The sequence below is a fragment of the Blastocatellia bacterium genome (assembly GCA_025055075.1).
Classification (GTDB): domain Bacteria; phylum Acidobacteriota; class Blastocatellia; order HR10; family HR10; genus HR10.
In genome coordinates this window covers 184,009-209,148 of record JANWYV010000004.1, presented here as the reverse complement: position 1 = coordinate 209,148, position 25,140 = coordinate 184,009, and the positions used below count along the sequence as shown (strand labels likewise).

At 61.8% G+C, this 25,140-nt stretch carries 23 protein-coding genes; 12 read left to right on the top strand and 11 right to left on the bottom strand.

The genetic code is table 11. The features are described 5' to 3' along the window. Positions 1-26: 26 nt before the first annotated feature. Genes mraY through NZ746_01480 form a run of 7 tightly spaced genes read right to left on the bottom strand, consistent with a single transcriptional unit; the run spans position 27 to position 8,156 of the window. Complete coding sequence (gene mraY / locus NZ746_01510) at positions 27-950, bottom strand: phospho-N-acetylmuramoyl-pentapeptide-transferase (protein ID MCS6816035.1); 924 nt, start codon at positions 948-950, stop codon at positions 27-29. Between the two features lie 19 nt (positions 951-969). Continuing rightward, positions 970-2,373 carry a UDP-N-acetylmuramoyl-tripeptide--D-alanyl-D-alanine ligase gene (locus tag NZ746_01505; protein MCS6816034.1) on the bottom strand — a complete coding sequence of 468 codons (1,404 nt, stop codon included), beginning with the start codon at positions 2,371-2,373 and terminating at the stop codon, positions 970-972. Further along, positions 2,370-3,869 carry a UDP-N-acetylmuramoyl-L-alanyl-D-glutamate--2,6-diaminopimelate ligase gene (locus NZ746_01500; protein MCS6816033.1) on the bottom strand — a complete coding sequence of 500 codons (1,500 nt, stop codon included), beginning with the start codon at positions 3,867-3,869 and terminating at the stop codon, positions 2,370-2,372. The genes NZ746_01505 and NZ746_01500 overlap by 4 nt, the downstream gene beginning before the upstream one ends. Before the next feature lie 16 nt (positions 3,870-3,885). After that, complete coding sequence (locus NZ746_01495) at positions 3,886-5,946, bottom strand: transpeptidase family protein (GenBank protein MCS6816032.1); 2,061 nt, start codon at positions 5,944-5,946, stop codon at positions 3,886-3,888. Then, the gene (locus NZ746_01490) at positions 5,943-6,644 is read right to left on the bottom strand and encodes a cell division protein FtsL (GenBank protein ID MCS6816031.1); all 702 of its coding nucleotides are present in this window, start codon (positions 6,642-6,644) and stop codon (positions 5,943-5,945) included. Before NZ746_01490 ends, NZ746_01495 begins: the two co-directional genes overlap by 4 nt. Positions 6,645-6,673: 29 nt before the next feature. Further along, a complete protein-coding gene (rsmH, locus tag NZ746_01485) occupies positions 6,674-7,753 on the bottom strand; it encodes a 16S rRNA (cytosine(1402)-N(4))-methyltransferase RsmH (GenBank protein ID MCS6816030.1) in 1,080 nt (359 codons plus the stop codon). After that, positions 7,722-8,156: a division/cell wall cluster transcriptional repressor MraZ gene (locus NZ746_01480; GenBank protein MCS6816029.1), complete on the bottom strand. Its 435-nt coding sequence runs from the start codon at positions 8,154-8,156 to the stop codon at positions 7,722-7,724. The genes rsmH and NZ746_01480 overlap by 32 nt, the downstream gene beginning before the upstream one ends. 795 nt (positions 8,157-8,951) lie before the next feature. Here NZ746_01480 and NZ746_01475 point away from each other — a divergent pair. Further along, a complete protein-coding gene (locus tag NZ746_01475; GenBank protein ID MCS6816028.1) occupies positions 8,952-9,467 on the top strand; it encodes a hypothetical protein in 516 nt (171 codons plus the stop codon). A 59-nt stretch (positions 9,468-9,526) separates the two neighbouring features. On the opposite strand, the gene NZ746_01470 is transcribed toward NZ746_01475, so the two are convergent. The 3 genes from NZ746_01470 to NZ746_01460 form a co-directional block, all read right to left on the bottom strand. Beyond that, positions 9,527-10,951, bottom strand: coding sequence for a heavy metal sensor histidine kinase (locus tag NZ746_01470; protein MCS6816027.1), 1,425 nt, complete (start codon positions 10,949-10,951; stop codon positions 9,527-9,529). 68 nt (positions 10,952-11,019) lie between these two features. Beyond that, positions 11,020-11,637 (bottom strand): hypothetical protein, encoded by a 618-nt coding sequence (locus NZ746_01465; GenBank protein MCS6816026.1) that lies wholly within the window; start codon positions 11,635-11,637, stop codon positions 11,020-11,022. Between the two features lie 166 nt (positions 11,638-11,803). Further along, positions 11,804-12,757, bottom strand: a complete 954-nt coding sequence (locus NZ746_01460; GenBank protein MCS6816025.1) for a hypothetical protein — start codon at positions 12,755-12,757, stop codon at positions 11,804-11,806. 181 nt (positions 12,758-12,938) lie between these two features. Here NZ746_01460 and NZ746_01455 point away from each other — a divergent pair, with 181 nt between their 5' ends. The 4 genes from NZ746_01455 to ftsH all read left to right on the top strand — a co-directional run bounded on the left by NZ746_01455 (position 12,939) and on the right by ftsH (position 18,273). Beyond that, entirely contained in the window at positions 12,939-13,598 is a 660-nt protein-coding gene (locus NZ746_01455) for an MBL fold metallo-hydrolase (protein ID MCS6816024.1), read from the top strand. Continuing rightward, positions 13,591-14,799 carry an acyl-CoA dehydrogenase family protein gene (locus tag NZ746_01450; GenBank protein MCS6816023.1) on the top strand — a complete coding sequence of 403 codons (1,209 nt, stop codon included), beginning with the start codon at positions 13,591-13,593 and terminating at the stop codon, positions 14,797-14,799. Before NZ746_01455 ends, NZ746_01450 begins: the two co-directional genes overlap by 8 nt. 42 nt (positions 14,800-14,841) lie before the next feature. After that, on the top strand, positions 14,842-16,248 hold the full coding sequence (tilS, locus tag NZ746_01445; protein MCS6816022.1) for a tRNA lysidine(34) synthetase TilS: 1,407 nt from the start codon (positions 14,842-14,844) through the stop codon (positions 16,246-16,248). Between the two features lie 120 nt (positions 16,249-16,368). Then, the gene (ftsH, locus tag NZ746_01440; GenBank protein ID MCS6816021.1) at positions 16,369-18,273 is read left to right on the top strand and encodes an ATP-dependent zinc metalloprotease FtsH; all 1,905 of its coding nucleotides are present in this window, start codon (positions 16,369-16,371) and stop codon (positions 18,271-18,273) included. Positions 18,274-18,291: 18 nt separating this feature from the next. Here ftsH and ftcD read toward each other — a convergent pair whose 3' ends face one another. Then, positions 18,292-19,860, bottom strand: a complete 1,569-nt coding sequence (ftcD, locus tag NZ746_01435; protein MCS6816020.1) for a glutamate formimidoyltransferase — start codon at positions 19,858-19,860, stop codon at positions 18,292-18,294. A gap of 419 nt (positions 19,861-20,279) precedes the next feature. On the opposite strand from ftcD, the gene NZ746_01430 reads away from it, so the two are divergent. The 7 genes from NZ746_01430 to NZ746_01400 all read left to right on the top strand — a co-directional run bounded on the left by NZ746_01430 (position 20,280) and on the right by NZ746_01400 (position 25,130). Next, positions 20,280-21,020: a sulfite exporter TauE/SafE family protein gene (locus tag NZ746_01430; GenBank protein MCS6816019.1), complete on the top strand. Its 741-nt coding sequence runs from the start codon at positions 20,280-20,282 to the stop codon at positions 21,018-21,020. 92 nt (positions 21,021-21,112) lie between these two features. Beyond that, positions 21,113-21,697: a sigma-70 family RNA polymerase sigma factor gene (locus NZ746_01425; protein ID MCS6816018.1), complete on the top strand. Its 585-nt coding sequence runs from the start codon at positions 21,113-21,115 to the stop codon at positions 21,695-21,697. Beyond that, positions 21,694-22,497 carry a zf-HC2 domain-containing protein gene (locus NZ746_01420; protein MCS6816017.1) on the top strand — a complete coding sequence of 268 codons (804 nt, stop codon included), beginning with the start codon at positions 21,694-21,696 and terminating at the stop codon, positions 22,495-22,497. The genes NZ746_01425 and NZ746_01420 overlap by 4 nt, the downstream gene beginning before the upstream one ends. 26 nt (positions 22,498-22,523) lie before the next feature. Next, complete coding sequence (locus tag NZ746_01415; GenBank protein ID MCS6816016.1) at positions 22,524-23,294, top strand: hypothetical protein; 771 nt, start codon at positions 22,524-22,526, stop codon at positions 23,292-23,294. A 22-nt stretch (positions 23,295-23,316) separates the two neighbouring features. Continuing rightward, complete coding sequence (locus NZ746_01410) at positions 23,317-23,520, top strand: hypothetical protein (GenBank protein MCS6816015.1); 204 nt, start codon at positions 23,317-23,319, stop codon at positions 23,518-23,520. Positions 23,521-23,647: 127 nt separating this feature from the next. Continuing rightward, positions 23,648-23,929, top strand: coding sequence for a hypothetical protein (locus NZ746_01405; GenBank protein ID MCS6816014.1), 282 nt, complete (start codon positions 23,648-23,650; stop codon positions 23,927-23,929). Positions 23,930-24,083: 154 nt separating this feature from the next. After that, on the top strand, positions 24,084-25,130 hold the full coding sequence (locus tag NZ746_01400; protein MCS6816013.1) for a VWA domain-containing protein: 1,047 nt from the start codon (positions 24,084-24,086) through the stop codon (positions 25,128-25,130). The last annotated feature ends 10 nt before the right edge of the window (positions 25,131-25,140 follow it).

Below are 25,140 nucleotides of genomic sequence, written 5' to 3'. Positions count from 1 at the left end.
AACACCTGCCACATCACCGAGAGCGCTTACAACACAAAACTCCCCCCGATCTGCAGGTGCTTGTTTTCTTGCTTGACCATCACGGCGACCTTTCTATTTGACCCGCCGCGCGCGCGGCTGCCCACATCCCCCATGAAGACTTCGGCCGGTGGCGCGTTGAACCAGAGGAATCCCAGACAAGCTCCCGCAAGGGCACCGCAGAAGACCGTCAACTCTCCCACCTCCGGCATGTACTCGATGTTCAAATACCGCGCGAACTCGGCATGCCCGGTCACGTAGGTGAAGCCCGTCAGTGCCGCCGTCGTGATGAAGGCGATACTGATGGCCAATCCGTCCAACCCGTCGGTCAGATTCACAGCGTTGGACGAGCCCACGATCACCAACAGCATGAACGTCAGATAGAGTGCCACGGGCAGTTCGGGCCGAAAGCGTTTGAAGAAGGGGACGCTGAGGACCAACGAGTAATCGAGCCCGTAGATGAGCGTCAGACCGATCGCCACGCTGATGGCGCTCTGCGCCAGGAGCTTTTGCCGACCCGTCAATCCGAGCGAGCGCCGCCGCACGATCTTCAGATAGTCGTCCCAAAATCCGATCGCGCCGAAGAGGACGAGGGCCGCTAGCGCTAGCCATACATAGCCATTTCGCAAGTTCCCCCACAGGAACGTCCCTCCGAGCACCGAGAGAATGATGAGCCCTCCGCCCATGGTCGGCGTCCCGCGCTTGACCTGATGTAACGCTGGCCCCTCTTCGCGAATCGGCTGCCCGATCTGATACTCGCGCAACTTGCGGATGAACCACCCGCCAAGCAGCAGGCTGAGGAGCAACGCCGTGATAGCCGCATAGGCTGTGCGAAAGGTGATGTACCGAAAGACGTTCAGGGGATCGAGCCAGGGATGGAACTGCTCGTGATACCGCGTGTACAAGACCTCGTACAACAGATAGCGGAGCATGCCGCCTCACCTCATCTCCTCACTCCGTGAAATTGAACGCTCGCCGAAGCACCTCGATAGCGCGCTCCATCCCGACGGCGCGCGATCCCTTGACGAGAATCACATCGCCCGCGCGCACGTGAGCCGAGAGCCAACGTCCCGCCTCTTCCGGCGTCTCCAAAAAGAGCGCCATCTCCATTCCCGCTTCGCGCGCCCCTTCGATCAGCTCGCGCGCCAGACCGCGCACGCCGATCAGGACATCAATCCCGAGGCGAGCGATTTCCTGTCCGCACTCTCGATGGAAGATTGCGGCGCGCTCGCCCAGCTCCAACATCTCCCCAGCAGCGATGATGCGCCGCTGCGCCGCTTCGATCTCCCGGAGCGTGCGCGCCATCTCCAGGAGCGAGCGTGGATTCGAATTGTACGAGTCGTCAATCACGACGAATCCCTGCGGGAAACGCACGATCTCCCCGCGCCGCGTGTAAGGCGCGATCTTCGCTAAGGCCTCAGCGAGGATCGGCAGGGAGACGCCGCAAACTTCAACCGCCGCGGCCGCCGCCAGAATGTTCATGACTTGATGGCGCCCGAGAAGCGGCGTTCGCACGAGCACTTCCCCCGAAGGGGTCTGCAGCGTGAATTGCATTCCCTCAAAGCCCAGCATGCGAATGTCTCGAGCACGCACGTCGGCTTCGTTCTCGATCCCGAATGTTCGCACGGCGATCGTCCGTCGCTCTCGCATGCGGGCGACAAGGGGGTTGTCCACATTCAGTATAGCGAGGCCATCCTCGGGAAGCGCATCCACAAGCTCCGCCTTCGCCTCAGCGATGGCTTCCACCGAGGGGAAGAACTCCAGATGCACGGCGCTCACCGTCGTCACGATGCCGATCGTCGGACGCGCGATCGTGCTAAGATGCGCGATCTCCCCGGGCGCGCTCATGCCCATCTCCAGAACGGCATAATGAAACTGTTCGGGCGATGCGCCTTCGGCGATCAGACCCAGCAGCGAGAGCGGCAGTCCATAGGCATTGTTGTAATTGCCGATGGTCTTGATCACTCGATACCCTCCAGCTTCCAACAACCGCGCCACCAGCTCCTTGGTCATCGTCTTCCCCGAGCTCCCTGTGATGCCGATGACCGGTCGCCCCCATCGCAAGCGCACGACGCGCGCCAGCTCCTGCAGGGCCCAGAGCGTATCCCGAACGTGAATCAATCGCTCCGGCGGCGCACCGATTGGAATCTCCGAGACCACGGCCGCGCACGCGCCCTTCTCCAACGCCTCCCGCACGAACGCATGTCCGTCTCGCACGCGCCCCTTGATGGCGAAGAAGAGGTCGCCCGGTTGAAGCGTGCGCGAATCAATTGAGAAGCCGCGCGGCTTTTGCTCGGCGATCTCCGGCGCCGGCGGTCTCGCTCCCCAAATCTCGGCCATCTCCTTGATCTTCATTGCGTCTCGCTCTCCTTGCTCCCGAAACGTTCCTTCAACGCCGCGCGCGCGACCTCGCGGTCGTCGAACGGGATGATGCGATCCTTGAGCACTTGATAGGTCTCGTGTCCCTTGCCCGCGATCAGGACGATGTCCCCAGGCTCGGCCAACGCGATCGCCATCCGGATGGCCTCCGCGCGATCCACGATCTTCAAATACGGCGTGTTCGTGCGCGCGAGTCCCGTTTCGATCTCCGCCAGGATGGCCTCCGGATCCTCCGAGCGCGGATTATCCGAGGTCACGATCACCAGATGTGAGAGCGCGCCGGCGACTTCCCCCATCGGGGCGCGCTTGCGCCGATCGCGATCACCACCGCACCCGAAGACGGTGAGCAGACGGCCTTCGATCGAGAGCGCGCGTCGAAGATCGTGCGCCGTCTGCAGCAGATTCCGCAACGCATCCTCTGTGTGCGCGTAATCCACGAGAACGAGCAGCGGATGCGTGGGCTCGGAGACGACCTCAAATCGTCCCGGCACTCGAGGACACAGCTCGATCCCTTTGGCGATCTCTTCCAGCGAGAAACCGAGCGCCAGTCCCGTCGCCACTGCTGCCAGGATGTTCCGAACGTTCGGACGTCCGAGCAGCCGAGAGCGCAACGACACATCCCCTTGCGGCGTCCGGACCATCAGCTGCGTCCCTTCCAGCGAGAAGGTGACGCTTCGAGCGAACACATCACCGGACGTCTCCCCATAGGTGAGGACGCGGCCGCGCGAAACGGCCACCAACTCCCGCGCATACGGATCTTCCCCATTGAGGATGGCGATCTCCGGAGCCTTTCCGAGTGTCCCGTCGAAGAGTTTGCGCTTGGCCGCGAAATACGCCTCCATCGTGCCGTGAAAATCCAGATGCTCGGGGGTGAGGTTGGTGAAGACGGCCGCCGTGAATTCGCATCCGTGCACGCGCTTGAGTTCGAGAGCATGCGAAGAAACTTCCAGTACAGCATATCGGCATCCGGCTTCGACAGCACGCCGGAGGAAACGCTGGATCTCCGGCGCCTCAGGCGTCGTGCGCTCGGCCGGGATTTCTTCGTCGCCAATCTTATAAGTGGTCGTCCCTAATCGGGCAGAGCGCTCGCCCGTGGCCCGAATCACAGCATCAATGAGATAGGTCGTCGTCGTCTTCCCGTTGGTTCCTGTCACACCGATGAGCGTGAGGGTGCGCGAAGGATGATCGTAGAAAGCCGCGGCGAGTTCAGCCAACGCCCGCCGCGCGTCCTCGACCTGAAGCCACGCGCGCGGGAAATCCGGTGGGCAGGAGTTCTCGGAGACGATCGCCACCGCTCCGCGAGCCAGGGCTTCGGGGATGAAGGCGTTCCCATCCTGTTGGAAGCCGCGAATCGCGACGAAGAGGCTTCCCGGCGCGACCCGTCGCGAATCATACGCGATGGCGGTCACGCGCTCTTCGAGCGGCCCGAATGCGCGAGCCTTTGTCACCTCGACCGCCTGTCGCAGAGTCAAACTCATTCTCCTTCGCTCACTGAAATTCCACGCGGCACGTCGTCCCGCGCACGACGAGCGTTCCCGCCGCCGGCTCCTGCCGCACGGCTCGTCCCGATCCAGATACGATTAAGCGCAAACCAATCCGCGCGCAGTGTTCGGTCACCGCGCGAATCCCTTGGCCCCGAAAATCCGGCACGCGCACAAGCGGCGGATCATCGCGAATCCTCTGAGTCGGAGCGACCGCTGGCGTGAGATTTCGCATCAAGAGATTTCGCGCCTCATTCGATGGAGTCGGGAGCGCAGAGAAGCGCACAGCTTCCTCTGCTTCTGAGACTCCCAGCCCCACTTCCCCTTCTGTCCCTTCCGAAGCGAAGTTCGTCCGCAGAGCGAGAATGGGACGCCCCGGTTGCCGATCCGGAGGCACATTCAGCGCATGCAGAGCCACTTCCGCAATTCGTTTGAAGACGGGAGCCGCCACCTCTCCCCCCGTGTACTTCGGACGGGGATGATCGAGCGCCACCAGAACGACGACGCGCGGATCGGCGACCGGCGCGAACCCGGCGAACGAGGCGACATATCGCGTCCTCGAGTAGCGGCGCGTGCGCGGATCGAACTGCTGGGCCGTTCCAGTCTTCCCCGCAGCCGAATATCCCGAGAGTTGAGCGAGCTGTCCCGTCCCTCGCTCGACGACCCCCTCTAACATCCGCATGAGCACGCGCGCCGATGTCGGGCTCAACACACGGCGTCGCTCCGGTTCAGTGCGCTTGATCACCGTCCCATCGCGGGAGCGCACGGCCCGCACCAGATGGGGTTGTACCCAAACTCCCTCGTTGGCGATCGCGGCCATCGCCGCGGCCATCTGTATGGCCGTCACCCCAATCTCCTGACCAATGGCGATGGCGCCGACTGAGGCCGGCGTCCATCGCCGCACCGGTCGCACGATCCCGCGCGCCTCGCCAGGAAGTTCCACGCCCGTGCGCCGGCCGAAGCCGAACCGTTCGATGTACTGCGCCAGGCGCTCAGCCCCCACCCGCAGCGCGATCTGAATCGTCCCAATATTGCTTGATTGCTCGAGTACCTCGCGCGCCGTCAGTCGGAAGAAGGGGCGATGGTCGCGAATCGTATGCCCGGCCAAGACGATGCGCCCGCCTAAGCATTCGATCGCTTCGTTCGGACGGAGTAGACCTTCTTCCAAAGCGGCCGCGAACGTCACGATCTTGAAGACCGATCCCGGTTCGTAGAGATCGCGAATCGCCCGATTGCGCCGAGCTTCCTCCGACGCCTTCGCGAACGCATTGGGATCGAACGTGGGAACGTTCGCGAGCGCCAGGATCTCACCCGTCTTTGGATCGAGCACAATGGCGACACCGCTTCGGGCGCGCGCCTGACGAACGGCTTCGCGCAATTCGCGCTCCACGTGGAATTGAATCGTGGCATCCAACGTGAGGATGAGATCATGCCCGCGGGCGACCGGTCGCTGCGCCCGCTCATATGTGCGCCCGCGCGCGTCGCGATAGACGAAGACGGTGCTCTCCTCACCGCGAATCTCGCGATCGTACGCGAACTCGATGCCCTCCAAGCCGACTTCGTCTATGCCCGCATAACCGAGCACATGAGCCGCCAGCTCTCCATTCGGGTACGTGCGTTTGTTCTCGGTCACGAAATGGATCCCCGCGAGCCCGAGCGCCTTGACGGCCGTCGCCTCTTCCGGCGTGACCTTGCGTTTCACCCAGACGAATTCTCGTCGTTCCGAAAGTCGTTCTCGCAGCGCCCCCGGATCCATGCGCAAGACACGCGCCAGTTGCCGCGCCGCGCGATCCACGTCCTCGATCTCCGCTGGGACGGCGAAGATCGAAGGCGCCTCCACGCTCTTGGCCAATTCTCGTCCCGCGCGATCGTAAATCGTCCCGCGCAGCGCCGTGACGCGAATCGTCCGCCGTTGTTGCCGATCCGCCTGCGCGCGCCATTGTTCGTGCTGCGCGACTTGCACGTAGAGAAGACGACCGCCGACAAGAAGCATCCACACGGACAAAAGACCCGTCAGTTGAACAAGGCGTCGTCGAATTGTCTTCTTGTACAGCTCGCGCTTGATCACGGCTCACCTTGTTTGGACGGTCTCCTCCGTTTCGACGTCGGGTTCTCTACTGTCGAGTCGCTCGGTCGCTCCACCACCGCCCCTTCATCGGACCTTATTCCTTTCGATGAAGAGGCGTTGGCATTTTCCGACGTCTCCGAAGCTATCGGCATTCCTCCGGGCGATCCCGAAGACGAAGGCGACTCTTCACCGACGATCTCAGCGACCGGTTTCACTGGTTTCGCACGGAGACGTCGGCGAACAGCCCGCGCGCTCTCGACCGACGACCCCGATCTCGGCGTCGACGTGCCGGGGGCCAGATCATGCGCTCCAGAGGCGCGCTCGAATCCGCCGGAGAGCAGCACGCGCGGATCGTTCGCCTGCGGTGAAGACCCTCCTCGACCCACGACGATGACTTGCGACGGATCAGGACGAATGAGTCCCAACCGTCGCGCCAGCGGCTCGATCACCTGCGGCGACCGATAGTACGCGCGCTCCGATTCGAGCTGTCGCTTCAAGGCCTCCAATCGCTCGCGCTCGCGCATCAATTGGTCCAAGCGATAGCCGTACCGCAGCGCTTCGACATGTTGCCACGTCGCGAGAATCAGCGAGAACGCCACAGCTCCTGCCACGCCAAGCACCAGGATCATCCGAGAGGCGGCTTTCAGCTCCCTCCGGTGAGGCACTGGTCCATTCTGCACGCGCAAGGGCATTTGCATCTCTCCCTCCTTAGCTTCGACATTATTCATCACACGCGCTTCCCACAGGCGAATCGCGCTCGGGAACTCGCCGCACGAGCGGATGCCCGACCTTCGGGGTCCCCTTCCGATGGGGGACAGCGAACACCCGCTCGAAGCTTCGCGCTGCGCGCCCGCGGATTCTCTCGCACTTCCGCTGCGCTCGGTCGAACGGCTCGGCGCGTGAGCAGGACGATGCGGCGCGCCGCTCCACACTGCGGACAAGGCTCGTCCTCTCGCTGCACGCCCCATCGCCGAACCGCGCAGTCGCAGCGCCCCGCATGGAAATGCAATCGGCGCTTGATCACTCGGTCCTCGAGCGAGTGAAATGAGATGATGACCAAGCGTCCGCCGGGCACGAGCCGCTCGATCGCCACGTCCACGAAACCCTCCAATCCCGACAGTTCATCATTGACGGCAATCCGTAGGGCTTGAAACGTACGCGTCGCCGGATGAATGCGCGTCGTTCGTCGCCCGCCCACAGCCCGTGCCACGATCTCCGCCAGTTCGGTCGTCGTCCGAATCGGTCCGTGCGCGCGCGCGCGGACGATCGCTCGCGCAATCCGCCGCGCCGCTGGTTCCTCGCCGTATCGGAAGATAAGATCAGCTAGCTCGCGTTCGCCCAGCGCGTTCACGAGATCCGCCGCTGTCACCCTCCGCCGCCGGTCCATCCGCATGTCGAGCGGCCCCTCCTGTTGAAAGCTGAACCCGCGCTCGGCCATCTCCAATTGCAGCGACGAGACCCCCAGATCCACAAGAATGCCTTCCACCATCGAAAGACCATGCCGCGCCATGATCTCTGCCAAGTGCTTGAAGTCATCATGAACGGGCACAAACCGATCGCCATAAGGCCGCAGCCGCTCTCGTGCCCACATCAGTGCTTCTTCGTCCCAATCAATCCCGATCACGCGCACGCGATCTGACGCCGAGAGCAACGCCTCGGCATGCCCTCCTGTCCCTACCGTGCAGTCCACGATCACCCCGTCCAAACACGGGCGCAATAGCTCGACAACCTCGCGCACGAGCACCGGACGATGCCAGGCGCGCCCAAGATCAGGCTCAGATTCCCAATTTCGCAATGGCAGCGGCATCTTCCTTGGTGAAGACTCCAAGCTGCGCCTCGAACTTCTCCAGGTTCCACACTTGGAGATAGGTGATGTATCCCAAGACCGCGACCTCGCCATTCAATTCGGCCTTCGCCCGAAGCGGCGGATGGATCAAAATCCGCCCCTGCCCATCCATCGTTGTCTGCCGACCGTAGAAGTTCGTCACCCGAAGGAATTTCTCCTTCACTGGGTCCATCTCCGGCAGTTGGGCGAGCCGTTGCTCAATCTTCTCCCACTCCGGCAGCGGATAGAGCCGGACGTGATCCCCATCCAAGCTCGTGACAAAGAACTCCGAACCGTACTTCTCCAGGATGATGTCGCGGAAGGCGGCTGGGATCTTGATCCGTCCTTTCTCATCGATTCGCGTCGTGTAGTTTCCGCGTAACATCCCTAATTCCCAACCACTTCCCGCGATCTCTTGAAGTCGAGCTTTAACTGCTCATCCAGGTCCCCGATTCCCGAACCACTTTGGTCCACTTTAGTCCACCTCGCGTATGCTACGGGAAATGACCCGCAGTGTCAAGGAGAAAGTGCGGGCAGGGTGGCCGGTGGGGAGAACCCGGTTTAGATGGCGGCCATCCCTCGGCCATTCCCGGCCGAGCCGCCATGCGCGCTCGCTACCAGTCGGGCCAGGGCTCTTCGTCCCGTCGAAGCCTTGTCATTAAATTGGCAAGCTACGGCCAATTTGAGTATTCCGGGCCGACCGCGCTACACGGGCGACGATTAAAAGCGATTGGGGCTTGACAGACAGTATAATAGCGGACCGCCGGGGAAGACTCTCAAGGAGGCGGTTGTTGAGGAAAGCCAAGCAAAGCGCTCGACTCATCATGATCCTGGTCCTCATCCTGATGGTCCTTTGGCCAGGTCCTTCGCCTTCGAGAGCGACATCGGCTTTACCCGCTCAAGTGTGTGACGAGAGATGTTGCTATTGCTGCTTTACGGAATAGGATACGATCGGAAATTGCGCGGACTTCAGCTTCCACGCTATGTGCGGTCCGTTTTTTGCATGCCATCAACAATGGGGCTGTTGGGGGACCGTGTGGGCTTATTGGCTATGATTTGCGCTGTGGCGTTCATTGGCTGTTCGACCTTTCTCTTGGAGGAAGGCCGATGAGACGAGGAGCCTTTGCGCTTTTGGTCGTCAGTCTCTTCATTCTGTGGGAGGGGGAAAAACGGCCTTTCGATGTCGCCGAGGCAAGACGCGAGGGAGGAGGTTCTTCGCTTCTCCGGGTTTTACCCGATCTTGAACAAGCGGGTGAGATTTGATTGGGATCGTCCGAGCGAAATCCTCGTGCGCGTCGAGGGGCTCAAGCTCGATGATCTGTTCGCCGTGCGCAGCCGAGGCGATGAGCTGAGTATTTCAACCGGATACGCCTCAGGTCATTTGGCAGATCCCTTTCACCATGAAAAACTCGACATTCATCCGCTCCCGTCATCTGGCGTGCGCGTTGAGAAGACGATTGTCGAGGTGCGCTGTCCTGCGGAGATCGAGGGCATCGCCTTTTTTGAAGTGCAAGTTCCGAAAGGCGTTCGCATTCACCTTAGCGGTAAACTCTCTTCAAGGCAGGAAGAAGTGGATGATCTCGTTGCGTTTCGCTGGATCGTCCGAATCAGCGGAGCGCGGTGTGCTCGATTAACTGGTAATCGCCACCGGTGTCGCTTGCGTCATCGCAGGGTGTCATGCCGGATGTGTCGATAAGCCGTGGTTCCGCTTGTAGAGCGTTTGGCATGAATGCTTCGGGCAGCGAATAGTAGGCTTCATCCCTCCTCGCTCATAGCCCCAGCAAGAGGCAGCTCGACGATGAAGCGGCTACCGCGACCGAGTTCGCTCTCGGCCCAGATGCGGCCTCCGTGTGCCTCGACGATCCATCGGCTGATGGCGAGACCGAGACCCGCTCCGGCTCTTTCTCCGAAGGGACGGCGGTAGAAACGTTCGAAGATGTGCGGGAGATCCTCGGCAGGAATTCCGCATCCGGTATCTTCGACCTCCACGCGAGCGTGTGTCTCGATGCGGTTCATTCGGAGCGTGACGCGTCCGTCCGAGGGCGTGAACTTGAGCGCGTTGTCGAGGAGGTTGAGGAGAAGCCGTCGAAGGCAATGGGGATCACCGCGAACGGGAAGTGGTTCTTCGGACTCTTGGAGCGTGAGATTAAGGTGACGCGCTTCGGCGATAGGACGCATCTGCGCGACGACGTCGCGGCAGAGCCCGTCGAGCCGAAGTGAGGTGAAATTCAAGGCCAGATGTCCGCTCTCGGAGCGGGAGAGCCAGAGCAGATCATCCGTCAAGCGACTCAATCGCAGGACTTCGTCCAAGCACCGTTGAAGCGTTTGGCGATACTCCTCGGCGGGACGCTCGCGGCGGAGAGCGATCTCCAATTCCGAGCGAAGGATGGCGAGTGGCGTACGCAACTCATGCGAGGCGTCTTCGGTGAAGCGCCGCTCGCGTTCGAAAGCCTCGTCCAAGCGGGAGATCATTTGATTGAACGTCTCGGCCAGGCGGGCCAGTTCATCCCGTGAGGGGGGGACTTCGACGCGCTCCTTGAGTTTGTGCGCGGTGATGGTGCGCGCCGCGCGGATGAGACGATCAACGGGACGGAGCGCTCGCGTCGCCAAGAGCATGCCGCCCAAGCTCGCCACGATCAGCGCGAGCGCCGTCGTGACCAGGAGCGTCCCCAAAAGCTTTTGCTCTGCGCGATGAATATCCTCGATGACGTAACCGGCGCGGATGAAGTACTCCAACTCTCCGCGCGCATCCAACGCGCGCCAGGTGACGACGCGCATGGCGCGACCGTCGCGAGTGTGCGCCTCCTCGGCGACGGGATCGCGGCTCGTTCGGACGCGCTCGAGCGTCTCCGGGCGAATGGGAACGCGCTCATTTTCCGAAGCCGCCGCGACATCAGCGATCTCCCCCTCGGGGGTAATCAACTCGACGAATGCCGGTGCGATGGTGAACCGTTCCGTTCGAGGTTCTGGGAACTCTTGCCCTCCTTCGATGGCGCGCAATCGCGCTTCGATGAGCTGCACCTGCTCGCTGAGCGAAGCATCGACGGCGTGGCGCAAGCTTCGAGATAAGTACCAATGCGCGATCAAGGTGGAAGCCATAAGGACAGCAGCCATCAAACTCACGTACCAGATGGTCAGCTTCGTTCGGAGCGAGAGAGCGTGCCAGACGCTCGTGCGCATGCTCGGGTCCTCACGATTCGAGCGCTCTCAAGACGCGGGCCGTGAAGGCCTCTCCGGACGCGAGCGGCTCACTTCCGGAGCGAAGGGAGGCCGATGTGAATGTGCGCGCCGGTGGCAGAGTTCGGGATTTCGTCGCTGAAAGCGACATAGGGGATCCCACGCCGCGTCAGATACTCGATCACCCAGCGTCCTTGTTCGCTTTCCGGATGCAGCGCGACGTCCACGCGTCCACGATGGTCCAGGCCCAAGCGATCGTGCGTCGGCGTTTGCCCGAGTGCACTGATGGGCAGGGGCGTTCCGAAGCGCCACTTGTACGCGCGCATGAGCGCAGCGAGGTCGCTCATGGTGAAGCGACCCCGCCCATAGGAGCGGGACACGCGCGCGACGGTGCGTTCAAGCAATCGCTGTTGGCGCTCGCGTTCGGCCGCTCGATCGGCATATTCTCTGGCGCGCGCCAGAGCTTCTCGAGCCAAGCGCTCAACTTCTTGAGCGGCCACCAATCGCATGCGCGCCGTTTGGGCTTCAAGTTCCGCCCATTCGACTTCGCGTCGGGCGACGAGCCCGCGAGCGTAGAGAGCGCGCCAGCGTTCGACCTTCTCCTCCGCCTTTCGCGCCTCCTCCTCGGCCGCGCGAAGCGCGGCGCTCGCTTGTTCCCAATACGCTTCAGCTCGCTGAAGCTCAGGCACAAGAGGAGCTGATGAAGAGGGCGATTGTGCGAGGAGAGGAGTGAGCAGAAGGAGAAATACCAAAAGGGGGCACGCGCTCCGCAGGATCGGCCTCCTTGAATGCCATTTCGTCATCTCGCGTCAGCGAGTCATTGTACGGGGTCGCAAGAGCTTTCGGCAACTCGAATCACGCTCTCGTGCCGTCCGGCCGCGCGTTGTTCTTCAATCGCGTCCAGAAGCTCAGCCGGTGTTGGAGGAGGACCTTGTGCACCTGACGAGGTGTGACGTTCCCGAGGGTCTCGCTGATCAAGAGATGAAGGCCTTTCTCCGGAGGCGTCTCCCGCTTCAGGTATTCCTGGTAGAACGAGAGGATGGCCGCGCGTTGAGTCTCGCTCACCTCCGGTTCGGCATCGAGCGTCTTGCGCCATTCATGGAGCTTTTCGAGCCACCACCAGATGCGACCGGGATCGAGCTTCAACTCCGCGGCCGCGCGTTCGACGATCGCGCGGGCATCATCTTGTCCGGCGAGGACCTCGCGCCAGTAGATCTTCTCGATCTCGAAGTTCGTTCGACGCAGGCGCTCGCGATGGAGATAGTTCTTCACAACCTCGGAGACGAGGGCATACGGCAATCCCAACTCTCGCGCGATCGTCTTGCGGCGTCCTTCGGGAGGACGCTCGCCGGAAGCGACCATCGCGCGATAGCGTTCTTCTACCCGTCGGCGCTGCTCTGGGGTGAGCTTCTTCGGAAGGGAGGGCGCGGCTTTCGGACGAGCGCGTTTTTTTCGAGAAGCAGCACGACGCGGGAGTTTCTGTTCGCCCCTCTTGAAGGGCTGACGTTTCGCAGTCCGTTGCGCGGAGGGGAAGAGGGGGCGATCCGGGAGGATTCCCCATTGGTCCGGACCCGAGATAGCGGGGCGGCGGAGCGAGCGCTTGCTCGTCGAAGAGGAGCGTGAGGCCGTTGGGGTTCGTCCCTCGCGAGGTCCAGCGGCGACTTTCTTCTGCTCGCGGGGGAGTTCCTCAGGGAAGAGCGCTTCTGTCGCGTGGACGGGAGAGCGGGCGCGATCTTCGGGGCGTCCATCGGATGCGGTGCCTTTTTTGACCAACCGGGCACGGGGCGATCGCTCTGGCGGTTTGCTCATACCCTGCCTCCACGCACGCTCTCTTCGGATAGCCCGCCTTATGATAGCATTTCCTCGTGATGGAGACCAGGCGGGAAGCTCGCACCGAAGACGATTCGTCGTCACCGGAGTGCCGCGTTCTCTCTTGCCAGTGCTCTCCGACATCAGTCACAATGTACGAGCGATCATCGAGGGAGTCATCATGAGCGTTCATGAAGATCGGGGCCTGATCCTTGAGACGCAGCCGGTCGGCCCGTTTTGGATGAACACCTATGTCATCGGGTGCGCGCGGACACGCGAGGCGATCATCATTGATCCGGGGGATGAACCCGAGGTCATCCTTGGGTTCATCGCGCGGCATCAACTGGTGCCGAGATACATCCTCTGTACGCACGGGCATGTGGATCATGTGGGGGCGGTAGCCGAGGTGAAAGCGGCGACGGGAGCGCCGGTGTGTCTGCATCCGGAGGACCTCTTCCTCTACGAGCGCATGGTCGAATGGGGAGCGCTCTTTGGCATGCGCGTCAGACCCGGACCGACGCCCGATCATTGGCTCTCGGATGGGGAGGAGCTGCGCTTCGGAGCGCATCGGATTCGGGCTCTTCATACTCCTGGGCACACGCCGGGAGGGATGTCATTCCTTCTGGACGACATGCTCTTTTCGGGCGATACGTTGTTTGCCGGATCGGTGGGCCGAACGGATCTCCCCGGTGGTTCTTGGCCAACGCTCATGCGCTCCATTCGGGAGAAGCTCCTGCCGCTTGGCGATCACGTTCGCGTCTACAGCGGTCATGGTCCGATGACGACGCTGGGGCGGGAGCGTCGCACGAATCCATTTTTGCAGGGGGAGAGCTATGATTGATTTCCGATTGACGGAAGATCATCTGGCGGTGGAGAAGATGGTGCGTGAGTTCGCTGCTCGCGAGATCGCGCCGCGTATTAAAGAGCTGGACGAGAAGGGAGAGACTGATCCGTCCATCCTGCGCAAGATGGGCGAGCTGGGCCTGCTGGGCATCTGCATTCCGGAGGAGTACGGCGGAGCGGGCTTTGATTACATCGCGCTGGGCCTGGCCTGCGAGGAATTGGAATACGTAGACACGGCGTTTCGTGTCCCGATGTCCGTCCATGTGGGGTTGAATTGCTTGACGCTCCTCACGTGGGGGACTGAAGAGCAGAAGCGACGGTACCTTGTCCCTCAGGCGAAGGGAGAGAAGATAGCGACCTATGCCCTGACCGAGCCCAATGCGGGTTCCGATGTCGTCGGGATGCAGGCGACGGCCATTCGGGATGGCGACTCGTACATCCTCAACGGGGAGAAGGTGTGGATCAGCCTGGCGGACATCGCCGATCATTTTCTGGTCTTCGCGTGGACGGATTTGGAGAAGAAGAAGGTTCGCGACCATTCGGGCGTCTCCGCATTCATCGTGGAGCGAGGAATGCCCGGTCTGACGACGGGCACCATTCATGGCAAGCTCGGCATTCGAGCGGGCAATACCGGGTGGATATCCATGCAAGACGTGCGCGTGCCGAAGGAGAATCTGCTCGGATACGAAGGCGAGGGCTTCAAGATTGCGATGTTCGCGTTGGACCAGGGACGATACACGGTAGCTGCGGGAGCGACCGGACTCATCCGCGCGTGTCGCGACGCGTCGGTACGATATGCGTTGGAGCGGCGAACGTTCGGCAAGCTCATCGGCGAGCACCAATTAGTCAAGGAGATGCTCGCCGAGATGGAGGCCGATTATCAAATTTGCCGACTGCTGTGGCTGCGCGCCGGATGGATGAAGAACATGGGGCTGCGCAACACGCGGGAGACATCGCTGGCCAAATGGATCGCGACCGTCGCCAGCGAGCGAGCGGCCTCCAATGCCGTGCAGATTTACGGAGCCTACGGGTATTCGAACGACTATCCGGTCGAGCGGTTCTATCGCAATTGCAAAGGCGCGGTCATCTACGAGGGGACGCGCGAGATTCACAAGCTCATTCAGGCGGATTACCTTTTGGGATTCCGCACCGATAAGCCCTTGCGGTGCACGCTCCCACCGTGGGAACCTAAGAAGTGACGCGCGCCGACGAAGGGCGGCCTCGCACCGATCGAAGGAGGAATGGCGCTGGATCGCGCGGCGCTCTTAGCGAAAGTTCGGGCGACGATCACGCGATATGGGATGCTGGAGGATGGGGACTTAATTGTCGTCGCTGTCTCCGGCGGACCCGACTCGGTCGCCTTGCTCCATCTGTTGAATGAGCTTCGAGATTCGGCCTATCCTCATCTGCGCTTGCATGTCGCGCATCTCAATCATCAGTTGCGGGGCGAAGAGGCGGATGCCGATGAAGCCTTCGTGCAGCAATTGGCCGAGCGACTCGATCTCCCATTCACAAGTGAGCGTCAGGATGTGCGGGCGCTCGCGCAAGCAGAGGGGCGGAACTTGGAAGAAGTGGCGCGCGAAGTCAGATACGCTTTCCTGCGCCGCGTGGCCGCCGAGGTGGGAGCGCGCCGCATCGCCACTGGTCATACGCTCACGGATCAGGCGGAGACGTTCCTCATGCGCTTGCTGCGGGGAGCCGGCATCGAAGGATTGAGCGGCATTCATCCCATCGTGGATGATCTCATCATTCGTCCGCTTCTGGCTGTGCGGCGCGAGGAGACGCGCGCTTATTGCGAGGCGTTGGGGATCCCCTATCGCGTGGATCGTTCGAATCTGGAGCTGGAGCGATGGCGCAATCGGGTGCGGCAGGAGCTTCTGCCTCGGCTCTTGGCGTTGAATCCTCGGGCTTTGGAAGCCATCGGGCGCGCGGCCGAACGACTGCGCGTGGACGAGACCTATTTCGATGAGATTCTCGGCAACGTGTTCCCCGACGCAGTCATCTCATATGAGCGCGACATGATTCGCCTCTCAGTGGAGAAGTTGCGAGCACTCCATCCGGCGCTTCGCGCACGGGCGTTGCGCGAGGCCATCCGGCAATTGTGCGGGCACACGCGGCGGGTGACGAGTCAGCATGTGGAGGCATTGGACCAATTATTGGAACCGGGGAAGAGCGGGCGTCGCGTCCTCCTGCCCGCCGCGGTGATCGCTTGGCGCGAATTCGACGCGCTCACATTCATGCGTCGGCCGCAGCGGCCGCAGCCTTATTGGAGGGAGTTGCGCCCGAGCGAACCGATTGAGGTCGCGGGCTTCGTGATTCGATGGGAGCGGGGGCGGACGGAGGCACCGCCATCTTCTGATCGGATCGTGGTGCTCGACGATGAGCGTGTGCCCGAACGTCTGGCCGTACGCTCGCGTCGACCTGGGGATCGATACGTTCCGGTCGGGCGGCGGCGACCGCTCAAGCTCAAGACGCTCATGTGGGCGCATCGCATTCCGGTCTCGGAGCGCGATCGCTGGCCGCTGGTCGTCACCGCTGATGAAGATCGCATCGTGTGCGCGCCGGCGCTTCCCGTGGCGGCGGAATTCGCCGTTCACTCCGAGACGCAGCGCCTGGCCGTGATTCGCTTCGAGCGTGGCCGAGAGTGAGCGCGCTGTGATACACTTACATCGGACATTCGACAGCCGGGCTATCGCGCCCGCGAGCCGTCGGGAGAGGAGGGACGAGAGTTGGACTCGAGAGCGCGACAATTGATCTTCTGGATCATGATGGTGGGCGGCGCCCTGCTGCTCTATAACTTCTTCCAAACGTCCACCACGCGAGCGGTGACGGAACTGCCGTTCTCGGATTTGGTCTTGGCGATTCGACAGCGGCAGGTCGTCGAAGCCGTCATCGAAGATGATCGAGTGACGGGAACGCTGCGCGACGGACGGCGCTTTCGGACCGAATTGGCGAATCAAGAGGTCGCCGCACGTGTGGCCGAGATGCTCACCGATGTCGGATCGGAGGCGGATGTGCGTCCCCGCGTCGTCTTTCGCGGAGGAGGGGACACGTACTGGATGATGTTCCTCACGTGGGTTCTCCCCATTCTCCTCTTCGGGGCCTTCTGGGTCTTCATGCTGCGGCAGATGCAGGCCAGCGGTAACAAAGCGCTCAGCTTCGGCAAAAGTCGCGCCCGTATGTTCTCGGGACAGCAAAAGCGAGTGACGTTCAAAGACGTGGCCGGCGTGGATGAGGCGAAGGAAGAGCTGAAGGAGATCATTGATTTCCTCAAAGACCCGCAGAAGTTCCAGAAGCTCGGCGGGCGCATCCCGAAGGGGGTTCTCTTGATGGGACCGCCCGGGACGGGGAAGACGCTCTTGGCGCGCGCGGTCGCGGGCGAAGCGGGCGTGCCGTTCTTCTCGATCTCGGGATCGGAATTCGTCGAGATGTTCGTCGGCGTGGGCGCGAGCCGCGTGCGCGATCTCTTCGAGCAGGCGAAGAAGCATGCGCCGTGCGTCGTCTTCATTGATGAAATTGACGCCGTTGGCCGACATCGCGGGGCGGGACTGGGCGGCGGTCACGATGAGCGGGAGCAGACGCTCAATCAATTGCTCGTCGAAATGGACGGCTTCGAGTCGAACGACGGGATTATTCTCATGGCAGCGACCAATCGTCCCGATGTGCTCGATCCGGCGCTGTTGCGGCCCGGCCGCTTCGATCGGCGCATCGTGGTGAATCGGCCTGATGTGCGCGGGCGCGAGGAGATCCTGCGCGTGCACACGCGGAAGGTGCAGTTGGGGGAGGATGTAGACCTCTCAGTGATCGCGCGCGGCACGCCGGGCTTCACCGGCGCCGATTTGGCGAATCTCGTCAACGAGGCCGCTCTGATCGCCGCGCGGCACAATCGCAAGGCCGTCACCATGCAGGATTTCGAGGCGGCGAAGGATAAGGTCCTCATGGGCACCGAGCGCCGCTCGATCGTCATCTCCGAAGTGGAGAAGCGGAACACGGCCTATCACGAAGCCGGACATACGATCGTCGCCCTCAAGGTCCCGCATGCCGATCCCATCCACAAGGTGACGATCATCCCGCGCGGCATGGCGCTTGGAGTGACGCAGCAGTTGCCCGAATCCGATCGTTACATGCACACGCGCGAGTACTTGGAGAGTCAGATCGCCATCATGATGGGCGGGCGCGTGGCCGAAGAGATCTTCCTGGGAAGCATGACCACTGGCGCGAGCAACGACTTGGAGCGAGCGACCGAGATCGCGCGCAAGATGGTGTGTGAATTCGGCATGTCGCGATTGGGACCACTCACATTCGGACGCAGCGATGAGGCCATCTTCCTGGGGAAGGAGCTGGTCCGCCACCAGAACTATAGCGAAGATACGGCCGTCAAGATCGACCAGGAGGTCAATCGCATCATCATGGAGCAATATGAGCGCGCGCGACAGATCATCCTGGAGAATCGGGAAGCTGTCGAACGGCTCGTCCAAGCGCTTTTAGAGAAGGAGACGCTCGATGCTCAGGAGATTCGCCAGATCGTCGAAGGATGCGCCGACAGGACAGCGGCCTCTGCACCACCTCCTCCTGCGAGTGAGTCGGAGAGGGAGCAAGATAAGGAACGAGAACCGCGTGTGCTGAAGCCTCTTTTGCCCCCTGTGCCCGGCGATACGCCGGCAACGGCCTGAGGCGTACTTCGGTTCTCCTCATTCGCTTGCCGAAGCAAACTGATTGAGCAACTGCGTCTCCACGTGCGTCGCCCAGTCCTCCGCTTCTTCCAAGAGCGCGAGCACGCGGTTGTGGTATTCGTTGTTGAAGGCTTGATCGGTGATGGCGGTGAGATTGGCCAGGACGTTGTAGTACGCACCTTTGATGGCTGCAAGGGCCAATTGCGCGCCGACGGCGACATCGGAGAGGGCGTTCGGCGAACCAATCTGGGCCAGCTCCAGGAGCGCGCGCAGCACAGCGTGAGCCGCTTCGGCAGTGCGCGCGGGGACGATGACGGCGGCCTTGAGTGCCTCTTGAATCTCCTGGTGGCGAAGGCGTTGCTGCTCTTCGGTCTCCTTCGGCAGCCGATAGGCAGCCATAACGCGACGAAAGCTCTCCGCATCGGCTTCGATCGCGGCGGAGAGCGTGCGACGCAGGTCCTCAAGCTGCGCGAGCACCGCGCGCAGGCGCTCGTGCACGTTCTCGAACCGCGGCTTCTGTAACGTCAGACGACTCATCATCTCGCCGAGAGCGGCCGCTAGAGCGCCAGAGAGGGCGGCAGCACTCCCTCCGCCAGGCGCTGGCGTCGCTGCGGCGACCGCATCCAGAAACGGTTGGACGCCGAAGGTTGGAGCCGCCGAGGAAGCTGCCGCTTCAGCTTGGGCCAATGCAGCCGCCAAGCGATTCTCTAGGATTTGCTCTCGACTGAAGTTCTCCAGCTGCAGGTACCACTCGGCGCACGCATCGAGGGCGGCTTGCGGAACGAGACCGACGATCTCGCTGCCCCGCACGCTCACGCCGTAGCGTTCGGCTTCCCGTTTGACCATCTCGAAGGCGCGAAAGATCGGGGTCTGTTCGTAATCCACGAGGTTCATCGAGACCTGGACGATCCCGCGATCTCTCAGCTCGAATCCGAGAGCCTTCACATATCGCAATCCGCCATCGCGTCCGCGAACGGCTCGCGCGATCTTGCGCGCGATCTCGATATCGTTCGTGTTAAGATTCACGTTATAGGCGATGAGCGGAGGACGCGCGCCGACGACGGTCGCGCCGGCCGTCGGATGTACACGCGGTGGACCGAAATCCGGCGCGCGATCGGGATCGCGAGCGATCGCTTCGCGCAAACCCTCGAACTCGCCCTTGCGGATGTTCGCCAGGTCGACGCGATCCGGACGCGTGGCCGCGCGCTCGTAGAGATAGACGGGGATGTTCAACTCTTCAGCAATTCGGCGACCCGTCTCTCGCGCCAATGCGACGCATTCCTCCATCGTGACGTTGCGGATGGGAACGAAGGGAATGACATCGGTCGCACCGATCCGAGGGTGCTCTCCTCGATGTTCGTTGAGGTCAATGAGTTCAGCGGCGCGGCGCGTGGCGCGCACGGCGGCCTCGACCGCCGCTTCCGGTTCGGCGACGAAGGTGATGACTGAGCGATTGTGATCGCGGTCCATCTCGCGATCGAGCACGAGAACGCCGGGAACGGACTCGATCGCGCGTACGATCTCATCGACGACTTCAAGTCGCCGTCCCTCGCTGAAATTCGGGATGCATTCGACGATCTTCTTCATCGGTTGCCTCTTCTGCTGGCGTGGACTGCCCCATGCCTTCGCTCTTATAGCACAGGCGCGAGCGCGCGGACAAGTCGGCTCTCATCGCGCGAGTGGCGGGCGAGCGTTACGAGTCGAGCGCGAATTTCTCTTGACAAAATCGGCCATTCTGGAGATACTATCGGGCCTGGAATGTGCAGGTCGCTCAGCGGAGGAAGTAAGGAGCGAGCGGAGGAGCAATCCGTACGCGCCATCTTCTCCGTGAGCGAAGAAGGAGGATGGGGGCTCGTTAGGAGTCGTCGAGAGGACGAAGTGGGAGGAAGAGCCCGCGGTCACCCGAGAGCCGCGGGCTCTCGCACTTTTCAGAGGACACATCAAGCGCTCGCTGATGTGGTGATACATGTGCACGGGGCCGCGAATAGGAGAGGTCAGTCATGCCCATGGAATTGAGCATCGTGCCTTTCATCCTCATCGGATTCCTCGCGCAGGTCGTAGATGGAGCTCTGGGCATGGGCTATGGGGTCATCTCGACGAGCTTCCTCTTGAGCCTGGGTGTTCCACCCGCCATCGCGAGCGCCAGCGTGCATACGGCCGAAGTATTCGTCACCGGCGCTTCCGGGCTCGCTCATCTGGGCAATGGGAATGTTGAGCGTCGGCTCGTGCTGCGATTGATCATCCCGGGTGTCCTCGGGGGGATTTTAGGGGCCTACGTCCTCACTCAAGTGCCCGGAGAGAAGATCCGACTGGTAGTCGCTGTCTATTTGTTCGCGACAGGAGTGCTGATCTTGTGCCGAGCGCTCGGTCGGCGTGTATCGGGGGCGGGGCGGCCGCGTCTCATCCCTTTGGGATTCGCGGGAGGCTTTCTGGATTCCGTTGGAGGAGGGGGATGGGGACCGATCGTCACCTCCACGCTCGTCGCGCAGGGACAGACGCCGCGCCTAGCCATCGGTTCGGTCAGCCTGACGGAGTTCTTCGTCACCCTGGCCCAAGCGGTGACCTTCCTCGTCGTGCTTCGATGGGTACATTGGCCGGTGGCGATTGGCCTGTTGATCGGAGGGGTATTGGCGGCGCCGCTGGCGGCTTATATGTGTCGTCGGTTGCCGGCGCGCGTTTTGATGGGATTAGTCGGTGTCCTGATCCTCGTGCTGAGCCTCCGCACAATTTATCGCGCGGTGTCCTGAGCGGCGGCCGAACAACCCGCGCGGAACCTTTTCCCCATAGTCTTCGTTTTGCTGGATGGATTTTGGCAGAGCGATAATTGAGGGAGAGCGATGTGGGGGCAAGGACGGCCTTGGTGAGCAGCGACGTGCAATTGGTTCGTCGGTGCTTGGCCGGAGAAGAAGCGGCGTGGGAGGAGATCGTGAGGCAATATTCCCGCCGCATCTATAGCTTGGCCTACCGCTTCACGGGCAATCGCGCGGCGGCAGAGGATCTGACGCAGGAAGTTTTCCTCCGCCTCTACCGTGCGCTCGAGCAATACGATCCGCGCGAAGGAGACCTGGCGAACTGGCTCATGCGGGTCGCGCGCAACTTGATCATTGACGATTATCGTCGGCGCGCGCGCACGCCGACAGAAGAGGGAGAGGACTTGGCGGATCACGAACACCATTTGCGCGCCGATGAACGGGGCGATCCGCAGGTTCAGATCGAACGGCGTGAGCTGAGCGAGTTGATCCATGCCGCTTTGGCGAAGCTCTCGCCTGAGCTGCGCACGTGCGTCATCCTCCGCGATTTGGAAGGGCTCTCGTATCAGGAGATCGCTGAGCTTCTACAGATCCCCGAAGGGACGGTGAAGTCGAGGATCAATCGCGGGCGGTTGGAACTGGCTCGCGTCCTGCGCCGCATGCGGGTGATATGATGAACTGTCAGCAATTCGAACAACAGATCAGCGAATATCTGGACGGGACGCTTCCCGAAGGGCGGGCGGAGGCGTTCGTCGCGCATCTCTTCTCGTGCGCGGCATGTCGCGCGTCGCTGGATGATGTCCGAGCGGCGCTCGAGTTGTGTCGGAGCGTCGAAGAAGTCGAGCCTTCGCCCGATCTCGACGAGCGTCTTCGCCATGTCCTGCGGGGCGCGGCCATGAGTTGCGACGCCTTCGGCGAGTTGATCCCCAATTACTTCGATGGGGTGCTCACGGCCGACGAGTATCATCTCTTCGAGGCGCATGTGCGCGTTTGTTCGACCTGCCGTCAGACCTTGGAGCAGGTGACGGCGGTCATGCGGCTCCTACACGACGTCGGCGCCGTCGCCCTCCCGGAGGGATTGGACGAGCGCCTTCTCCACGCCGTGCGCACGATGGATCGTGATTTGAGGCGAAGCCAGCTCTGGCAGCTACGCCGATGGTGGGCCGCGTGGCGCTTGGGATGGCGTGTGCCGCCGCTCTCGTTGCCGCTGCCGCAGTGGGCGATGGCGTTGATCCTCTGTGCGGCGACGTTTGGATTTGTGTCCCTGAACCTCTTGGGGGAAAGCGGTGAAGGTTCGGTCCGTCCTTCGATCGCGCGTCTTTTCGATCGCGCGACGGAGGTGAGAGTGGAAGGGGAGCGAATGGTCGAGCACCTGGAACGGTGGCGCGCGCAGGTGAATGCGTTCCTTCGAGCGTTTCGGTCGGATGGCGAGCGATCGAAGGACGCGCTGGAGCAAAGAAGGCCTTCGCCCTGAGGTGGAATCGAAGGAGAAGGGACGTCATGCCGTCACAGTTCATCTTCTGCGCTTATCATCCGACGCATCGAGCATTGGTACGATGCTCGGCCTGTCATCGGCCGCTTTGTCCGGCCTGTGACCATCGCATCAAGGGATTCCCCTATTGCCAGGAGTGCATCGTGCGGGGCGTCGAACTTCTGCGACGTTCGACTCGGTGGACCTCCGCGGAGGCCCCGCGTCGTCCTCCTTCGCCGCGTCTGGCTGCTCTGTGTGCTTTAGTGCCGGGCTTGGGGGCTGTGTACAATCGGCAGAACGTCAAGGCCTTCGTGCATTTCCTCTTGATCGTCGGCTTCTTCGAGTTGGCCGATGTGACGGACCTCGCCCTCTTCGGATTTGGGGGAGCGGTGTTCTACCTCTTCTCGATCTTGGATGCCTATCGCACGGCGGAGGCGATCGCTCGGGGGATGGATCCGGTCGAAGAAGATGATCGCCTGCGACAGCTATTGCGCGAGCACTTGGCGTGGGTGGCGCTGGGGCTCATTCTCCTTGGAGGGTTCATTCTGGTGTCGGACGTTATCGAGGCGTTGCGTATTTCGCTCGCGGGGCGTCACCTCTGGCCGCTCGTGTTGATCGCATTGGGAGCCTATCTGCTCTATCGGTCTGCGCGCCTACGCGCATCATCGGGACGCCGATCGTTCGATCGGCATCGTCCCCCCCCGCCGCTGTTCTGGAAGACGGGGCCGTTGACCGGATCATTGGTCGAGACGGAGTCAAGCGACGAACCCAAACCACCGGCCAAAGGGCCGAGATGGTGAAAGCTGTGGAGAGGAGGGGGCTATGAGGAGCGTGCTTCGATTCATTGGAGGGGTCATCGCTGTCTTCATCGCGTTCTGGCTCGCGGTGCAATTGCTCGGATTTCTCTTCACGTTAATCGGGATCGTCATGAACTTGGTGAAGCTGGCGATCATCGTGGGGCTCATCGCTCTCTTGGGCTATGGGCTCTATCGGTTTCTTGTCCCGACCGAACGCCGTGTGGAGTGACGAGCAGCGCGTTCCTCACCTGAGGGGCCTTTGAACGGGTGCCGGGGAGCGTTCTCCGTCTCGGCAGATCGCGAAACGATGAGGTAAAATTATTCCCGGTGCGAGACCTTCGCCGGGAGGGAGAGCGATGAAGGAGAAAGTGATGGAGCAATCGCCGCACACCCAAGAGAATGTGACCACCGTAGTGAGCAAGCGTCTGGGAACGCTTGCACGCTTGGCCGAGGATCTTTGGAGCGGAAACATGCGCTTGGTCAAGCGAGGTGTGCAACGCGGCTTGTGGAAGGTCGAAGATTGGGCCGATGAGGCGGCCCTCTACATCCGACGGCATCCGTATCGCGTGCTCGGATTGGCATTGGGATCGGGATTGGCCATCGGTGCGTTCCTGGGCGCTCGCTTCGCCCGCAAGTAGGTCCGGGGAAGAGAGGTGTGCGCGGAGCGCGTGCCGAATGAAGGGGTGAACCCGGCAGATGGCACTCGGCGCGCGAAGAAGTCGGAAGGAGTTTTCCTTTTTGTGGGATTATGCTTTCGTCGAGGCCCCAATATCTTCCTTGAGGAGCGCCCGTATGCGATGGAATTGGAGGACGAAAGTCGCCACATCTTGGCTGCTGCTTCTCGCGATAGTGCAGCCGGGTTGGGGACAAGAGACGACGGTCACGCTTGAATCCCCGCTCGTTTTGGTGGACGCCATTGTCCTCAGCAAGAAGACGAACACGATCGTCGGCGATCTCAAGCGCGAGGATTTCCTCCTCTGGGAGGACGGGAAGAAGCAAGAGATCGCGCACTTCAGTCGAGAAGAGCTGCCCCTCTCCGTCGTTTTGCTCTTGGACGTCAGCGGCAGCATGCATCCCATCATTGATGAGGTCCAACGCACGGCGCTCGACGCGCTCTCCAAGCTGAAGCCGCAAGATAAGGTGGCGTTGATGATTTTCGCGACCAAGGCAAAACTTCTGGTCGAACTGACGTCGGATCGCGCAGTGATCGTCGAGAAGTTGGAGAACATCTGGAGCGAGACGAGCGATGTGGGATTCGCGACGTTCATCAACTTGGGCATCTATGAGGCAGCGCGTTACTTACGGAAGAAGACCGAGCCGACCGAACGGCGCGCCATCGTGATGATCACCGACGACGTCGACACCAGTTGGTTCCGCAGCGGTCCGCCACGCGATGTCGTCTTGCGAGAGCTATATGAGGGTGGGACGGCGCTCTGTGGAATCCTCGTAGGGTATGCGCGGACAGCCATGAAGGCGGCCGATTATGGCACAACGGCGGCAATCACTGTCCTGAATCCGGCTGCTGGAGCCCTCTTGATCGCCTTACGACTTCTTCGGCGCGCCTCGGGGGTTACCGGTAGTGCTAAGTTCTATGCCGAGCGCACTGGGGGAGTCGCCGTGAAGGGGAATCCTGAAGAAGTGGGGACGATCCTCGTTGGAGTCATGGAACTTTTGCGCACGCGGTATACGCTCGGCTACGCTCCTCTGAATTCGACTCCTGATAGGCGCTTCCGCGAGATCAAAGTCTCGGTGAGCGAGCAAGTGAAGAAGGCGAAGGGAGAGCTGGTCATCCTTGCGCGTCGCGGGTATTATCCGAGCCGCCCTGTTGCCCGACGTTGAAGGATCGTCC

Coding starts and splice junctions, on each gene's coding strand:
- NZ746_01475 (MCS6816028.1), top strand. CDS start 8,952: ATGTCGCCGAGGCAAGACGCGAGGGAGGAGGTTCTTCGCTTCTCCGGG.
- NZ746_01405 (MCS6816014.1), top strand. CDS start 23,648: ATGAAGGAGAAAGTGATGGAGCAATCGCCGCACACCCAAGAGAATGTG.
- NZ746_01420 (MCS6816017.1), top strand. CDS start 21,694: ATGATGAACTGTCAGCAATTCGAACAACAGATCAGCGAATATCTGGAC.
- ftsH (MCS6816021.1), top strand. CDS start 16,369: ATGGTGGGCGGCGCCCTGCTGCTCTATAACTTCTTCCAAACGTCCACC.
- NZ746_01460 (MCS6816025.1), bottom strand. CDS start 12,757: ATGAGCAAACCGCCAGAGCGATCGCCCCGTGCCCGGTTGGTCAAAAAA.
- mraY (MCS6816035.1), bottom strand. CDS start 950: ATGCTCCGCTATCTGTTGTACGAGGTCTTGTACACGCGGTATCACGAG.
- ftcD (MCS6816020.1), bottom strand. CDS start 19,860: ATGAAGAAGATCGTCGAATGCATCCCGAATTTCAGCGAGGGACGGCGA.
- NZ746_01480 (MCS6816029.1), bottom strand. CDS start 8,156: ATGTTACGCGGAAACTACACGACGCGAATCGATGAGAAAGGACGGATC.
- NZ746_01490 (MCS6816031.1), bottom strand. CDS start 6,644: ATGCAAATGCCCTTGCGCGTGCAGAATGGACCAGTGCCTCACCGGAGG.
- NZ746_01450 (MCS6816023.1), top strand. CDS start 13,591: ATGATTGATTTCCGATTGACGGAAGATCATCTGGCGGTGGAGAAGATG.
- NZ746_01455 (MCS6816024.1), top strand. CDS start 12,939: ATGAGCGTTCATGAAGATCGGGGCCTGATCCTTGAGACGCAGCCGGTC.
- NZ746_01410 (MCS6816015.1), top strand. CDS start 23,317: ATGAGGAGCGTGCTTCGATTCATTGGAGGGGTCATCGCTGTCTTCATC.
- NZ746_01400 (MCS6816013.1), top strand. CDS start 24,084: ATGCGATGGAATTGGAGGACGAAAGTCGCCACATCTTGGCTGCTGCTT.
- NZ746_01470 (MCS6816027.1), bottom strand. CDS start 10,951: ATGCGCACGAGCGTCTGGCACGCTCTCTCGCTCCGAACGAAGCTGACC.
- NZ746_01430 (MCS6816019.1), top strand. CDS start 20,280: ATGGAATTGAGCATCGTGCCTTTCATCCTCATCGGATTCCTCGCGCAG.
- tilS (MCS6816022.1), top strand. CDS start 14,842: ATGGCGCTGGATCGCGCGGCGCTCTTAGCGAAAGTTCGGGCGACGATC.
- NZ746_01415 (MCS6816016.1), top strand. CDS start 22,524: ATGCCGTCACAGTTCATCTTCTGCGCTTATCATCCGACGCATCGAGCA.
- NZ746_01505 (MCS6816034.1), bottom strand. CDS start 2,373: ATGAAGATCAAGGAGATGGCCGAGATTTGGGGAGCGAGACCGCCGGCG.
- rsmH (MCS6816030.1), bottom strand. CDS start 7,753: ATGCCGCTGCCATTGCGAAATTGGGAATCTGAGCCTGATCTTGGGCGC.